This window comes from Pseudomonas prosekii, from assembly GCF_900105155.1.
In the GTDB taxonomy this organism is placed as follows: Bacteria; Pseudomonadota; Gammaproteobacteria; order Pseudomonadales; family Pseudomonadaceae; genus Aquipseudomonas; species Aquipseudomonas prosekii.
The window spans coordinates 1,275,912-1,289,308 of sequence record NZ_LT629762.1 but is presented as its reverse complement, the minus strand read 5'-3'; the positions used below and the strand labels follow the sequence as shown (position 1 = coordinate 1,289,308).

15 protein-coding genes are annotated in these 13,397 nt (G+C 60.2%); 7 read left to right on the top strand and 8 right to left on the bottom strand.

Going from position 1 to position 13,397, the window contains the following annotated elements:
* Positions 1-2: 2 nt before the first annotated feature.
* Complete coding sequence (locus tag BLU01_RS05990) at positions 3-1,160, bottom strand: efflux RND transporter periplasmic adaptor subunit (protein ID WP_092272043.1); 1,158 nt, start codon at positions 1,158-1,160, stop codon at positions 3-5.
* Between the two features lie 265 nt (positions 1,161-1,425).
* Here BLU01_RS05990 and emhR point away from each other — a divergent pair, with 265 nt between their 5' ends.
* A complete protein-coding gene (emhR, locus tag BLU01_RS05985) occupies positions 1,426-2,058 on the top strand; it encodes an efflux system transcriptional repressor EmhR (protein WP_092272040.1) in 633 nt (210 codons plus the stop codon).
* Between the two features lie 186 nt (positions 2,059-2,244).
* On the opposite strand, the gene BLU01_RS27510 is transcribed toward emhR, so the two are convergent.
* The 5 genes from BLU01_RS27510 to BLU01_RS05960 form a co-directional block, all read right to left on the bottom strand.
* On the bottom strand, positions 2,245-2,793 hold the full coding sequence (locus BLU01_RS27510; RefSeq protein ID WP_101208717.1) for a hypothetical protein: 549 nt from the start codon (positions 2,791-2,793) through the stop codon (positions 2,245-2,247).
* Positions 2,794-2,820: 27 nt separating this feature from the next.
* Positions 2,821-3,324, bottom strand: a complete 504-nt coding sequence (locus tag BLU01_RS05975) for a hypothetical protein (RefSeq protein WP_092272034.1) — start codon at positions 3,322-3,324, stop codon at positions 2,821-2,823.
* A gap of 203 nt (positions 3,325-3,527) precedes the next feature.
* On the bottom strand, positions 3,528-4,577 hold the full coding sequence (locus tag BLU01_RS05970; RefSeq protein WP_092272029.1) for an alkene reductase: 1,050 nt from the start codon (positions 4,575-4,577) through the stop codon (positions 3,528-3,530).
* 73 nt (positions 4,578-4,650) lie between these two features.
* Positions 4,651-5,817 (bottom strand): MFS transporter, encoded by a 1,167-nt coding sequence (locus BLU01_RS05965; RefSeq protein ID WP_092272026.1) that lies wholly within the window; start codon positions 5,815-5,817, stop codon positions 4,651-4,653.
* Positions 5,818-5,820: 3 nt separating this feature from the next.
* Complete coding sequence (locus BLU01_RS05960; protein ID WP_092272023.1) at positions 5,821-6,141, bottom strand: ArsR/SmtB family transcription factor; 321 nt, start codon at positions 6,139-6,141, stop codon at positions 5,821-5,823.
* Positions 6,142-6,311: 170 nt separating this feature from the next.
* Between BLU01_RS05960 and BLU01_RS05955 the strand changes: the two genes are divergently transcribed.
* Positions 6,312-6,881, top strand: coding sequence for an acyl carrier protein phosphodiesterase (locus BLU01_RS05955; protein WP_092272020.1), 570 nt, complete (start codon positions 6,312-6,314; stop codon positions 6,879-6,881).
* Positions 6,882-6,989: 108 nt separating this feature from the next.
* Here the strand turns inward: BLU01_RS05955 and BLU01_RS05950 are convergent, their stop codons facing one another.
* Positions 6,990-7,784, bottom strand: coding sequence for a lysophospholipid acyltransferase family protein (locus BLU01_RS05950; protein ID WP_092272017.1), 795 nt, complete (start codon positions 7,782-7,784; stop codon positions 6,990-6,992).
* Complete coding sequence (olsB, locus tag BLU01_RS05945) at positions 7,784-8,539, bottom strand: L-ornithine N(alpha)-acyltransferase (RefSeq protein WP_092272014.1); 756 nt, start codon at positions 8,537-8,539, stop codon at positions 7,784-7,786. The genes BLU01_RS05950 and olsB overlap by 1 nt, the downstream gene beginning before the upstream one ends.
* Before the next feature lie 154 nt (positions 8,540-8,693).
* Here olsB and BLU01_RS05940 point away from each other — a divergent pair, with 154 nt between their 5' ends.
* From BLU01_RS05940 to BLU01_RS05920, 5 genes are all read left to right on the top strand, one after another.
* Positions 8,694-9,581, top strand: coding sequence for an acyl-CoA dehydrogenase middle domain-containing protein (locus tag BLU01_RS05940; protein ID WP_092272011.1), 888 nt, complete (start codon positions 8,694-8,696; stop codon positions 9,579-9,581).
* 157 nt (positions 9,582-9,738) lie between these two features.
* A complete protein-coding gene (locus tag BLU01_RS05935) occupies positions 9,739-10,833 on the top strand; it encodes a serine hydrolase domain-containing protein (RefSeq protein ID WP_092272007.1) in 1,095 nt (364 codons plus the stop codon).
* Positions 10,830-11,165, top strand: coding sequence for an amidase (locus BLU01_RS05930; RefSeq protein ID WP_092272004.1), 336 nt, complete (start codon positions 10,830-10,832; stop codon positions 11,163-11,165). Before BLU01_RS05935 ends, BLU01_RS05930 begins: the two co-directional genes overlap by 4 nt.
* A gap of 159 nt (positions 11,166-11,324) precedes the next feature.
* A complete protein-coding gene (locus BLU01_RS05925; protein ID WP_092272001.1) occupies positions 11,325-11,915 on the top strand; it encodes a YceI family protein in 591 nt (196 codons plus the stop codon).
* Between the two features lies 1 nt (position 11,916).
* A complete protein-coding gene (locus tag BLU01_RS05920) occupies positions 11,917-13,074 on the top strand; it encodes a phospholipase D-like domain-containing protein (RefSeq protein WP_092271998.1) in 1,158 nt (385 codons plus the stop codon).
* Positions 13,075-13,397 lie beyond the last annotated feature (323 nt).

Below are 13,397 nucleotides of genomic sequence, written 5' to 3'. Positions count from 1 at the left end.
GTTTACTCCCCTTTGCCGCTGGAAGCCTTATCAGCTGCCTGTGCGGGGGCCGGGTTCTTCGCGCCAACGTTAGTCGCTTCACTGACTTTAACTTCGACGCCAGGTTTGACGTATTGCAGCCCTTCGGTGATCAGTCGATCGCCTTCCTTGAGGCCATCTTCGATCAGCCACTGGGTGCCCACGGTACGGCTGGCCTTGAGTTGGCGCAGCTCGACCTTGTTGTCGGCACCGACGACCATCGCGGTCGGCGTGCCTTTGAGGTCGCGGGTCACGCCTTGCTGTGGCGCCAGAATCGCTGCGGCGTTGACGCCGGCCTGCAACTGGGCGTGCACGAACATGCCTGGCAGCAGCGTGTGATCCGGGTTCGGGAACACTGCACGCAAAGTGACGGAACCGGTGGTCTGGTCAACCGAGACTTCGGAGAACTCGAGTTTGCCCGGCTGCGAATATTCGCTGCCATCCTCGAGGGTCAGTTTGACCGCTGCCGAGTTGTCGCCAGACTTTTGCAGGCGCCCGCTTTCCAGTTCGCGGCGCAGCTCAAGCAGCTCGACCGAGGATTGGGTGACGTCGACGTAGATCGGGTCGAGTTGCTGGATCACCGCCATCGCATCGGTCTGGCCATTGGTGACCAGCGCGCCTTCGGTCACCGAAGAGCGGCCGATGCGCCCGGAGATCGGCGCGTAGACCTTGGTGTAGCGCACGTTGATCTGGGCCGTTTGCAGGGTCGCTTCCGATTGCAGGCGATTGGCCTGGGCGGTGTCGAATTCCTGGCGGCTGACCGCTTGTTCCTTCACCAACTGCTGATAGCGATCGGAGATCGATTTGGTCTGCTGCAGATTGGCCTGAGCGCTTTTCAGCGTCGCTTCATAGACCGACGGATCGATCTGATACAGCTGCTGGCCAGCCTTGACGTCTGCCCCTTCCTTGAACAGACGCTTGAGGATGATGCCATTGACCTGTGGACGAACTTCGGCGACGCGGTACGCGCTGGTACGCCCCGGAAGTTCTGATGTCAGGGTAAAGGCTTGAGCTTTCAAGGTGACGACGCCGACCTGAGGGGCGGGAGGGGCAGGCGGTGCCTCTTCCTTTTTACATCCGCTGAGCAGCGATGCCAGGGCGACGGCAGTGACCAGAGCGGTAACAGCTGGCTTGAATTGCATGAAGATCCTCGGGTCAGGCGCGCAAGACACGCACCAGAAATGTGGAAGGGTAAAAAATGTGCGCTGAGTGGATAAGTAGCTTGCTAAGCAATATACTTACGTTCATGGTTGTTTGTAAACACCCTGGCTGCGTATCCTCATCGCTACAAAAGCCGTTCAAGGGTTGGAATTGTAGGCCGGGGACGACGCCCAAGAGCGCTTGCCCCACTTTTATTCAGCGCGTGTTCAGGCATCGCTGAGGCATCCTGATTGAGGTTGTACTGCCATGGTTCGTCGTACCAAAGAGGAAGCTCAGGAAACCCGGAGCCAGATACTCGAAGCGGCCGAGAAAGCCTTTTTTGAAAGGGGCGTGGCGCGCACGACGCTGGCCGATATTGCCTCGCTGGCCGGCGTGACGCGCGGGGCCATCTATTGGCATTTCAGCAACAAGGCGGACCTGGTGCAGGCCATGCTCAATACCTTGCAGGAGCCGCTGGATGAAATGGCCCGGGCCAGTGAAAGCGAGGACGAACTCGATCCGTTGGGCTGGATGCGCAAGCTGCTGATTCATTTGTTTCAGCAAGTTGCTCTGGACCCGAAGACCCGACGCATCAATGAGATTTTGTTTCATAAGTGCGAATTCACCGATGAAATGTGTGATCTGCGCCAACAGCGGCGGGCGGTCAGCCTCGACTGCAACGTACGAATCGCGCTGGCATTGACCAACGCGGTGAATCGCGGACAGTTGCCCGAAGACCTCGACACGGTCCGCGCGGCGGTCAGCCTGCATGCCTACATCGACGGCATCCTCTATCAGTGGCTGCTGGCGCCCGACAGCTTCGAGCTGGCGGCCGAGGCCGAGCGTTGGGTCGATACAGGATTGGACATGCTGCGCTTGAGCCCCAGCCTGCGCAAATGAAAAAAGCGCAATAAAACCCGCTGTGTCCACGATCACGGCGGACGAGGAATGTCTCCTCGCCGCACAGTGTGGCAGTGGTGTGCATTTATATACGTCTGGCGGCCTGCTTCACAGGCAATCGCCAGCGAATTTTGTAGGAAATTTGTTTCGCTTCAGTGAAGAACCGTGAAAAGCGTCTATGCAGACTCAGAATTCCCTGCGGCGCGAGTCATTCGTGCCTATGACCAATTCAAGGCTGTAGCTGAAGGGCGCCTTGCCCATGGTCGATGCGTTGAGCTGGCAGCGATTCTCGCCGTCAGTCACGCCTGAAGATCGCACAGTATAAGTTCGCTTGGCGATCAAGTCCGGCTCCAGGAAACTAATCAGTTCGAAACCTGGCTGCGTCACGCTCAATCGAGTGCTGACGGTGCAACGCAACCCATCATGCGTTTCATAGGTCAACGTAGTTGTCATCGGACCGCGATTTTTCAAACCGACAAATCGCGAGTTGCGAAAAGAAAAATCCCAGTCTCCCTGGATCTTCATTCGCTCGGTTGTACCGGGACCGACATTGTAGGCCGTTAATGGTCGTTGGGGTTGGCCATCGTTACTTGTATAACTGATCAGTTTTAGTGTGCCGTAAGTTTCGTTGACGATGTTGATGTCAACCACCGGGTTGCCGGGTGCTGCCATTACGGAATTTGTTGCAAGTAAAGTAAGCAGAGCTGCACAGCCGCGAATGCCAGATAGTTTCATTGTTTTACGTCCTTGTAGTTGGCGGGATTATTGGATGAAGAATTCAACAGCCGAGCTGTAGAGAGAAGTTCTATCAACGGCATGAATCAACGTTGAACAGTCTGCCTCTTCTTCGCCAACAGAGCGTGCAGTGCCGGCAAAGTGAGTGCGGATGCCATCGTTACCGCCGTGTTCGTATTTGGCTTTGGTCCACGTGGTGAATTCGCAGACCTTATCGCCAGCGGCGTAGGTATACGTTGCAGTGAGGGTAATGAGCGGTTGGAGAAATGTGCTGAAGTGGAAAGGGTTCTCGCTGGTGAAGTTGAGCGTTTGGTTGGCGCTGACTACTGGGTTCTGTTCGGGATCGACCTCGCGACCATGCGCCTCGATCAGCTCTGCTGTATCGCCGGTGCGATTGGTGATGTACAGGTTAATAGTCGTGGTGTTGTCATCTACATAATGAAGGGTCCGGGGTGAGCCATCAGCCGCGAGTGAAACATGTGCAAGTGTTCCGAGTGCAATAGCGGTGATTAGTTTGGTTTTGCTGATCATAAGTTATTCGCTGTGTTCAGAGATTATATAAGTGGGTTGGGCGCCTGTTTGCTTTTTAACATGAAAGAATCGCTGAGCACTATTTAATGCTGAGGCAAGTTGTTATTGGTTATTTCATCGAGTAGTTGGGTGTGACTTTTCAGGCGCCCATAAAAAAGCCACAACTCTAATGAGTCGTGGCTTTTGTTTGTCGCGCTGTAACGTTAGAGCGTCGGGTAGTCGATATAACCAACTGGGCCCTTGGCATAAAACAGTTCCGGGCGCGGCTCATTCAACGGCGCATCTGCTTTCAAACGCGCCGGCAGGTCCGGGTTGGCAATGAACGGCACGCCGAAGGCGACCGCATCGGCCTTGCCCGCGGCCAGCCACGCGTTGGCGCTGTCCTTGGTGAAGCGTTCGTTGGCGATGTACGGGCCGCCGAAAGCTTCTTTCAGTTGTGGGCCGAGGCTGTCAGCGCCTTCTTTCTCACGCGAGCAGATGAACGCGATGCCACGCTTGCCGAGTTCGCGAGCGACGTAGGTGAAGGTTTCGGACAAGTTGTCGTCGCCCATGTCATGCGAGTCGGCGCGCGGTGCCAAGTGCACACCAACGCGGCCGGCGCCCCAGACTTCGATCGCCGCGTCAGTCACTTCGAGCAGCAGGCGCGCACGGTTTTCCAGGGAGCCGCCGTACTCGTCGGTGCGCTGGTTGGTGCTGCTTTGCAGGAACTGGTCGAGCAGGTAACCGTTGGCGCCGTGGATTTCCACGCCGTCAAAACCGGCAGCTTTGGCGTTTTCGGCACCGACGCGGTAAGCGTCAACAACGTCCGCGATTTCGGCGATTTCCAGCGCGCGCGGTGTTGGGTAATCGGCCATCGGGCGTACCAGGCTGACGTGACCTTTTGGCTGGATCGCGCTCGGGGCCACTGGGGCTTCGCCGTTCAGGTACGACGGGTGGGAAACCCGGCCGACGTGCCACAGTTGCAGGAAAATCTTGCCGCCCGCGCCGTGGATGGCTTTGGTCACGTTGGCCCAGCCACGCACCTGGTCGTTGGACCAGATGCCCGGGGTGTCCGGGTAGCCGACGCCCATCGGCGTCACCGAGGTGGCTTCGCTGAGGATCAGCCCGGCGGAGGCGCGCTGCACGTAGTATTCGGCCATCAGCGCGTTCGGCACGCGGCCTTCGTCGGCGCGGCAGCGGGTCAGCGGCGCCATGATGATGCGGTTGGCCAACTCGACGTCGCCCAGTTTGATCGGATCAAAAATTGTCGTCATGGAAAGCTCTCCAAATCAGTTCAGTAAAAATCAGTTAATAAAAATCGCTTCAGTACAAATCAGTTGAGGAAACTCAGTTGGTCGCCGGCGCCAGGTCGGGGTTGGCGCCCTGACGGAAGGTGATCAGCGTCACCAGCAAGGCCAGCACCGCCAGTGCGGCAGCGGCGAGGGGCACGCTGGTCAGGCCAAAGCCGTGGGCGATGACGCTGCCGCCGACCCAGGCGCCGAGGGCGTTGCCGACGTTGAACGCGCCGATGTTCAGCGTGGAAACCAGGTTGGGCGCGGCTTTGCCGAAGGTCACCACGTTGATCTGCAGCGCCGGTACCGCAGCAAACGAGGCGGTGGCCCAGAGGAACAAAGTGATTTCGGTCGGGATCAGCGCGACGCTGGTCCAGGTCAGCACTGTGGAGACCACGGCCATCGAGATGAAGACGCCGATCAGCGTGGCGCCCAGGCGTTTGTCCGCCAGTTTGCCGCCGATGATATTGCCGACGGTCAGGCCGAGGCCGATCAGCAGCAGGGTCCAGGTCACGCCTTTGGGCGAGACGCCGGTGACGTCGCCGAGCAGCGGTGCGACGTAGGTGAAGAGGGTGAACATCGACGCGGCGAACAGCGCGGTCATGCTCAACGACAGCCAGATACCGGCGCCTTTGAGGGCGCGCAGTTCGGCGCGCATGTCGAGTTTCTCTTCATCGCGCTTGGCCGGGAGGAAGCGGATCAGGCCGATCAGCGCAATCACGCCGATCACGGTCACCGCCCAGAAGGTCGAACGCCAGCCGGCTTCCTGACCCAGCGCGGTGCCCAGCGGTACGCCGAGGACGTTGGCCAGGGTCAGGCCGGTGAACATCAGCGCGACTGCCGAGGCACGTTTGTTGGCCGGCACCAGGCCTGCCGCCACCACCGAACCGATGCCGAAGAACGCACCGTGGCACAGCGCAGTGACCACCCGGGCAAACATCAGCACGTTGTAGTCACTGGCCATCGCGCAGAGCAGGTTGCCGACGATGAAAATCCCCATCAACGCTACCAAAGCGGCTTTGCGCGGCAGGCGCGCAGTGGCCAGCGCCATGAACGGCGCACCGATGGCGACACCGAGGGCGTAACCGGTTACCAGCCAACCGGCGCCAGGAATCGACACACCGAGGTCAGCTGCAACATCGGGCAACAAGCCCATGATGACAAACTCGGTGGTGCCGATAGCGAAGGCGCTGAGGGCCAGAATGAGTAGCGAGAGGGGCATTGATTATTTCCTTGTCGGAGCGCTGAGCTCTTTGACGATGGCGTCGAGGGCCGCTTGAATCACGTCCTCGTTGCGTTTGAAGAAGTGCCATTGACCGGCTTTCTGGCTGCTGATCAGCCCGGCGCGTTGCAACGTCGCCAAATGTGCCGACACGGTCGACTGCGACAGGCCGCAGCGCTGGTCGATCTGCCCGGCGCAAATGCCGTATTCGTGGTTGTGCAACTGTTCGGGGAACTGCACCTTGGGGTCTTTCAGCCAGATGAGAATGTCTCGGCGTACTGGGTGTGCCAGGGCTTTTATTATTTCGTCGAGGTCAAGGGTCATGGTGTGGGCTCGTGATGAGTAAAACGCTATATCGCGATGAGGCGAACTTTAGATCGTCATATCCCGATATACCAATATGATTTCGATCTTACGATCAATTAAATCGGTATATCGGGTTATAACGATACGTCGGATGTTCTGAAGTAAAGCCGCAGTGCTAAGCTGCGCCCATGAACTATCTCGCACATCTGCACCTCGGTGGCCAGCGCCCCGGTCAACTGCTCGGCAGCCTCTACGGCGATTTCGTCAAGGGCCGGCTGCAAGGGCATTACCCACCGGAGATCGAAGCAGCGATTCACTTGCATCGGCGCATCGATGTTTTCACCGACCGGCATCCGTTGGTGGACATCGCCCTGTCACGATTTTCCGTAACCCGTCGGCGTTATGCCGGAATCGTCCTCGACGTGTTTTTCGATCATTGCCTGGCGCGGGACTGGAGGCTGTACGCCGATCAACCGCTGGCACAATTCACCTCGGGCGTTTACCAGGTGTTGTCCAGCGAGCCGCAACTGCCCGAACGCCTGGCGCAGATCGCGCCGCACATGGTGGCCAATGATTGGTTGGGTTCTTACGAGGAGTTCGAAGTGTTGTCGCAGGTGCTGCGCGGGATTTCGCGGCGCTTGAGCAAACCGGAAGAGCTGGCCGGGGCGATGCAGGAATTGCGCGTGTTGTATGAACCGTTGAGCGAGGATTTCCGGTTGTTCTATCCGCAGCTCCAGGATTTCGCCAATAACCGCTAATACGCATTACCTGTAGGAGCGAGGCTTGCCCGCGAAGAACGATGACGCGGTGTATCAGTTACACCGCGGCATTCCCTTCGCGGGCAAGCCTCGCTCCTACAAAAAGCATTACGCGGCGATAAGTACGCCGGCGCGCCGCGGTTCGGCAGGTTTCGCCACTTCGCCAAACAGAACCTTCTGCACCGCTTGTTGCGCTTCAAACGCCAGCGCCGCGCGTTCACGTCCTTCGCAGGCAATCGGCTTGAGCAAGTGAATCTCCACTTCGCCCTGATCATTGGCAAACAGACGCATCAGGTGCGAAAGCAAATCATCGTCGCCAATAAACGGCGCCAGCCGATCGATCTCGCCGTCGCGCAGGTAACGAATCGCCACCGGTTGCATCGGCACTTCGGCGTCAATCGCCGCTGACAGCAAGCGGCCATGGAAAGTACGCAACGAGCGGCCGTCAGTGGTGGTGCCTTCCGGGAACATCAGCAGCGGATGCGCCTGTTGCAGGTGACGGGTCATCTGTTTGCGAATCAACTGGCTGTCGCCCGCACCGCGGCGGATAAACAGGCTGCCAGCCTTGGCCGCCAGCCACCCGGCGACGGGCCAGGTGCGCACTTCGGCTTTCGACAGAAACGACAGCGGCGTGATCATCCCGAGCAACGGAATGTCAGTCCACGACACATGATTGCTGACCCACAGCATCGGCGCTTGCGGCAACTCGCCGTGCACCGTCACGCGAAAGGGCAGGGCATTGCTCAGGCGCCTCATGAAAAACCGCGACCAGCGCTGGCGCCGAACCATCGAATGCGCAATCCCGGCGCGTTCGAACAGCCCGAACACGCTGGCCATGGTCAACCCCAGCGCCACCACCAACAGCACTCGCGCAATTCGCGCGTACACCCGCAGGCGGCCCATTACATGGCTGCCTTGAAGTGACGGGCGTAGCGCGGGCAGAGTTCGTCGCGCTTGAGCAGGATGAACACGTCGGCGACCTGGAAATCTTCGTCCCAGCACGGCTCGCCGCAGATCTTCGCGCCGAGGCGCATGTAGGCCTTGAGCAGCGGCGGCATTTCGGCAATGACGTTGGAAGGAATATCCAGCGTCGGCAGCGGTTTTTTCGGCTCGGCGCGCAGGTGTTCGGTGCACAGATAACGTTCGCGCAAACGCTGCATGATCGCGTGCGCCTGAATCCCGCCGTCCTGCATCGGAATGCTCGCGCAGCCCATCAAATAGCTGTAGCCGCCCTGATTGAGGACTTCGGCCAATTCGCCCCAGAGCACGGCGATGGTGCCGCCATTGCGGTAAGCCGGATCGACGCAAGTACGGCCGATTTCGAGGATCGGGCCTTTGAGATGCACCAGCCCGTGCAAGCTGAATTCTTCTTCGCTGTAGAACTTGCCGAGGCTGCTGGCGGCGGTGTGATCGAGCAATCGGGTGGTCGCGACCAAACGGCCGCTGTTCAAATCACGCACGCCGATGTGGGCGCAGTGAACATCATAATCATCCATGTCCAGACCGCGTTCGGCGCCTTTCAGTTTGGCGTTGAACTCGCCGCTGAATACGTTGAAACGCAAGGCCTGGGCTTCCTGCAAGGCCTCGCTGCCGATCAGGCGTTCGGCTTGCAGGCGGCGTTCATTGCCGGTGTCGCTGATGCGGGCGATCTGAGTCATTGCGAATCTCCGTACGGGCCGTTCACCCGTCGTGGGTTGCAGCCGATCGACTTTCTTTATGCAGCCGTGTTGTGCAAAGTCAGGCTATGTAGCCCCGGTGTCATCGCCATGAAGCTTTGGTGATGCTTATATGACAGCCCACGAGGAGCCTCTGATGCCTTGGCAAACCCTGTTGAATGGTCGCGAACGCTTGCCCGCCAATGCCGATCTGGCCGAAGGTTTTTCGAGCTTGCTGCAACAGTTGGGCGCGGTCACTGCGTTTGAATTGGCCGTCGCCGGCGGGCGATTGATGGCGACGCCGGGGCTGGCGTTTCTGGTCGGTTATCAAGCGGCGCTGCGCATGCTCTGGCCGAGCGCGCCGCCCAGCCTCGGCGCCTTGTGCGCGACCGAACAGCGCAGCCTGCGCCCGGCAGACATGCAAACCCGGCTCAGCGATCTGCGCCTTGATGGCCGCAAGGATTTTGTCACCGCAGGCGATGCCGCCGACTGGTTGCTGATCGCCGCGCGCAGCGAAAAATCCGGCGAAGTGCCGCGCTTGAGTTTGGCGGTGGTTTATCCCGGCGAACCGGGCGTGCGGCTGGAAAAACTGCCGGCCATCGCGCTGATGCCAGATATCAGCCACGGCCGGGTATTTCTCGACAACGCGGTGTGTGAATTGCTCGCCGGCGATGGCTGGGACGCTTACGTCAAACCGTTCCGCACGTTGGAAGACATCTATGTGCTGAGCGCGTTGAGTGCCTGGCTGTATGGCGTCGGTCAGGACAGCGACTGGCCGCAACACCTGCGTTTGCGTTTGCTGGCGCTGCTCGCCGGCTGCGCCGAGGTCAGCCGGCAAGCGCCGAGCAGTGCGGCGACGCATGTACTGCTGGGTGGGTTGTTTGCGCAGTTTGATGCGCTCAAAAATGAGATCAACCAAGCGATGGCCAGCGGCCCGGCAGAGTGGGCGGCGATGTGGCAGCGCGATCAAGCGGTCATGGATCTGGCGGCGGGGGCGCGGTCGAAGCGCTTGGCCAAAGCGTTGACTGAATTTGTGTTGGACTGAATGGCCTCTTCGCGGGCAAGCCTCGCTCCTGCAATGGCAATGCATAGTCCCTGTAGGAGCGAGGCTTGCCCGCGAAGGCGTCCTTATCGAAAACACACATTCAGAACTGTAACCAACCTCAACTAGGCTCAGCAGATTCTTTCCCCGAGCCATCGCCATGTTCAAAGGCTTGCCGCTGCTTTTCATCCTCCTGCTCAGCACCCCGGCCCTCGCCGAAAACTGGCCCGCCGAGCAGTGGTCCACCGGCGCGCAAATCACCGGCCCGGCACTTCAAGCTTTGGAATCCTACGCCTTCGCGCCTCGCGATGACGCCACCCGAACCGGCGTGCGCACCGACGCCTTGCTGGTGATCCGCGACGGCCAATTGATCTACGAACGCTATGCCGGCGCGACCACCGCCGACACGCCGCACCTGACCTGGTCGATCAGCAAAAGCCTGATGGCCACGGTGTTGGGCGTGGCGTATGGCGAGGGTTTGTTCGCGTTGCAAGACCCGGCGGTGAAGTTCTACCCCGCGCTGAACAACCACCCGGCGATCACCCTGGCCGACTTGCTGCACTGGGCCTCCGGCCTGGACTGGCAGGAAGACTACGAATACGCGCCGCTGAAGTCTTCGGTGGTTGCCATGCTTTACACCCGCGGTCATGCCGACATGGCCGCATTCACCGCTGCGCACGACAGCTTTGCTCCGCCGGGGCAGGCGTTTCGTTATTCCAGTGGCGACAGCAACCTGCTCGCGGCCGCGCTGAAAAGCATGGTCGGGCCGAGCCGGTATGCGGACTATCCGTGGACCGCGCTGTTCGCGCCGCTGGGCATTCGCCATGCGGTGTGGGAGCGCGATGCCACTGGGACATTTGTTGCTTCTTCCTATGCCTACCTGACCGCGCGGGATCTGGCGCGGATCGGGCTGCTGATGGCGCGTGACGGGCGCTGGCACGATCGGCAATTGCTGCCCAGGGATTGGGTCGCTTTCAATCTGCAACCCTTTGCCGGATATCGCGCCAGTCAGGATGAAGCGGTGCCCGGCGGCCATTGGTGGCTCAATCGCGAAGTCGACGGCGCGGCGCGACCGTGGCCCGACGCGCCCGCCGATACCTTCGCCGCGTTGGGGCATTGGGGGCAGGCGCTTTACGTGATTCCCAGTGAACAATTGGTGATCGTGCGTTATGGCGATGATCGCGACGGCACGTATCGGCATAACGAGTTGCTGAAACTCGCGCTTGACGCGTTCGCGGCGAAGGTGCAGCCATGAGCGGGTTTGTCCGGCGTCGTCCATTCAGCAGTTTTTTTCTGTTGCTGCTGATGTTGCTGCTGACGTTGCTGTCGGGCTGGATCTGGCACGAGCGGGTGGCGCTGTGGGCGTTCCCGGACATCATCAGCGCCTACACCGCCAAGGAATATTGCTCGTGCCGCTATGTGATGAACAATGACGCCGGGTATTGCCGGGGTTATGTGAAGCAGTGGCTGCCGTTCAGTGGTTTTGTCGATGATGAGGCGGCCAGACGCGTGACCGTCAGCGGCATGGGGCGCAGCAACAGCGCGCAGTGGACCGGCGAGCGCCAAGGCTGCCGCTTGCAACCTTGAGGGCGGCGCGCTTCGGTGGGAGCAAGGCTTGGCCGCGAGGACATTTCAGGGGCGCCATCGCGGGCAAGCCTTGCTCCCACACTCTTTTCATCTTCGAGGTTTGCAACGCGTCCACGCCCGGTTAAGGTTCGCTCAGGTTTATCTGCCCCACGGGTCTTTATGTTCAACCGTTCCCTCTGCAAAACCCTCACTTTTATGCTGCTGGCCGCTGCCTCGCTGGCGGCGCGTGCGGATTGGTATCTGGACGGCGAGTCGTCGCGGCTGTCGTTCATCAGCACCAAGAACGCCAATATTTCCGAAGTGCAGCGCTTCCTGGTGCTGCACGGCAAGGTCGATCCCAAAGGGCTGGCGCAGGTCGAAGTCGAGATGGAATCGGTGAACAGCGGCATTCCGTTGCGTGACGAACGCATGCGCAAGGACCTGTTCGACATCAAGAACTTCCCCGAAGCGCTGATCAGCGCGCAAATCGATCTGCGCCCGATCAACGATCTGGCGCCCGGCGCGCAGCTGGAATTGCGTTTGCCGGTGACCGTCAACCTTCGCGGCAAGCAACACGAATACAACGCCGAGTTGCTCGCGACTCGCCTCGATGATCGGCGCTTTCAAGTGGTGACGCTGGAGCCGCTGGTGATCAACGCGGCAGATTTTGATCTGGCGCCGGGGCTCGAAGGCTTGCGCAACGTTGCCGGTTTGTCGGCCATCAGTCTCTCGGTGCCGGTGAGTGCGGTGCTGATTTTTACGGCGCGCTGAGATGACCGGAGCCGTATTCCCCTGGCGTGAAGGCAATCGCTTTGAGTTGCTGGTCGATGGCCCGGAGTTTTTCCCGCGCATGTTGGCGGCGATTGCCCGCGCCGAAGAACAGGTCGAGCTGGAACTGTATCTGGTCGAGGCGGGTGCCTGCGCCGAGGCCATGGTGGTGGCGTTGGTCGAAGCCGCCGAGCGTGGGGTTCACGTGCGGTGTCTGTTTGATGATTACGGCAGCCTGGCGTTTACCCTGAACTTGCGTCAGCGCTTGAATGCGGCGGGGGTGGAGCTGCGTTTTTACAATCGCCTGAGCTGGCGGCGCTGGGTCGGCAACTTTTATCGCGATCACCGCAAGTTGTTGTTGGTCGATCAGCGTTTGGCAGTGGTGGGCGGCACGGGCGTCACCGATGAGTTCTGGACGCCGGGCGAAGACACCAGCGAGTGGCACGAGGTGATGGTGGAAATCGTCGGCCCGCTGGTGCTCGACTGGCAGTTGCTGTTCGATCGGCAATGGATCGCCAACCGCCATCGCCGCGCCTGGAAACCCGCCGCGCATTTCGGCCTGCCACGTCTGCCGCGCGTGCCGTCGGTGGGCGAGGGCATGGGCCGGGTGGCGTATGCCGACGCCCGTCAGCACCGCGACATTCTGCAATCGCTGTTCCGCGCGTTGAACAGTGGGCAGAAGCGCATCTGGCTGGCCACGCCGTATTTCCTGCCGACCTGGAAAGTCCGCCGCTCGTTACGCAAAGCGGCGGCGCGCGGCATCGACGTGCGCCTGCTGCTGACCGGGCCGCGCACCGATCACCCGTCGGTGCGCTACGCCGGCCACCGTTATTACCCGCGATTGCTGCGCGCCGGGGTGAAAATCTTCGAATATCAGCCGTGCTTCCTGCACCTGAAAATGGTCTTGGTCGACGATTGGGTGAGCATCGGTTCGTGCAACTTCGACCACTGGAATCTGCGCTTCAACCTCGAAGCCAATCTCGAGGCGCTCGACCCCGCGCTGACGGCGGCAGTGGTTGCGAGTTTCGACAAAGACTTTGCGCTGAGCCAGGAAGTCAGCCTCGAAGCCTGGAAACGCCGCCCGCTCTGGCGCCGGGTCAAGCAAAGGATCTGGGGCTGGGTCGATCGACTCGTGGTCAACATGCTCGACCGCCGCGGCTGACCGCCAACACCCATCCGCTGTAGGAGCAAAGCTTGCTCGCGATGGCGGTGTGGCAGTCAAAGAAGATGTTGAATGTACCGGCCTCATCGCGAGCAAGCTCGGCTCCCACAGGGGATTTGTGTCAAGCACAGAATTTGGCAGCACCCCCCGTAGGAGCAAAGCTTGCTCGCGATGGCGGTGTGGCAGCCAATGAAGATGCTGAATGTACCGGCCTCATCGCGAGCAGGCTCACTCCTACAAGGGATTTGTGCCGGGCACAGAATTGGGCAGCGCCCCCCGTAGGAGCAAAGCTTGCTCGCGATGGCGGTTTAACATTCAACAAA

Coding starts and splice junctions, on each gene's coding strand:
- BLU01_RS05925 (WP_092272001.1), top strand. CDS start 11,325: ATGTTCAACCGTTCCCTCTGCAAAACCCTCACTTTTATGCTGCTGGCC.
- BLU01_RS05950 (WP_092272017.1), bottom strand. CDS start 7,784: ATGGGCCGCCTGCGGGTGTACGCGCGAATTGCGCGAGTGCTGTTGGTG.
- BLU01_RS05975 (WP_092272034.1), bottom strand. CDS start 3,324: ATGATCAGCAAAACCAAACTAATCACCGCTATTGCACTCGGAACACTT.
- BLU01_RS05960 (WP_092272023.1), bottom strand. CDS start 6,141: ATGACCCTTGACCTCGACGAAATAATAAAAGCCCTGGCACACCCAGTA.
- BLU01_RS05940 (WP_092272011.1), top strand. CDS start 8,694: ATGCCTTGGCAAACCCTGTTGAATGGTCGCGAACGCTTGCCCGCCAAT.
- BLU01_RS05955 (WP_092272020.1), top strand. CDS start 6,312: ATGAACTATCTCGCACATCTGCACCTCGGTGGCCAGCGCCCCGGTCAA.
- BLU01_RS05920 (WP_092271998.1), top strand. CDS start 11,917: ATGACCGGAGCCGTATTCCCCTGGCGTGAAGGCAATCGCTTTGAGTTG.
- olsB (WP_092272014.1), bottom strand. CDS start 8,539: ATGACTCAGATCGCCCGCATCAGCGACACCGGCAATGAACGCCGCCTG.
- BLU01_RS05970 (WP_092272029.1), bottom strand. CDS start 4,577: ATGACGACAATTTTTGATCCGATCAAACTGGGCGACGTCGAGTTGGCC.
- BLU01_RS05990 (WP_092272043.1), bottom strand. CDS start 1,160: ATGCAATTCAAGCCAGCTGTTACCGCTCTGGTCACTGCCGTCGCCCTG.
- emhR (WP_092272040.1), top strand. CDS start 1,426: ATGGTTCGTCGTACCAAAGAGGAAGCTCAGGAAACCCGGAGCCAGATA.
- BLU01_RS05965 (WP_092272026.1), bottom strand. CDS start 5,817: ATGCCCCTCTCGCTACTCATTCTGGCCCTCAGCGCCTTCGCTATCGGC.
- BLU01_RS05935 (WP_092272007.1), top strand. CDS start 9,739: ATGTTCAAAGGCTTGCCGCTGCTTTTCATCCTCCTGCTCAGCACCCCG.
- BLU01_RS05930 (WP_092272004.1), top strand. CDS start 10,830: ATGAGCGGGTTTGTCCGGCGTCGTCCATTCAGCAGTTTTTTTCTGTTG.
- BLU01_RS27510 (WP_101208717.1), bottom strand. CDS start 2,793: ATGAAACTATCTGGCATTCGCGGCTGTGCAGCTCTGCTTACTTTACTT.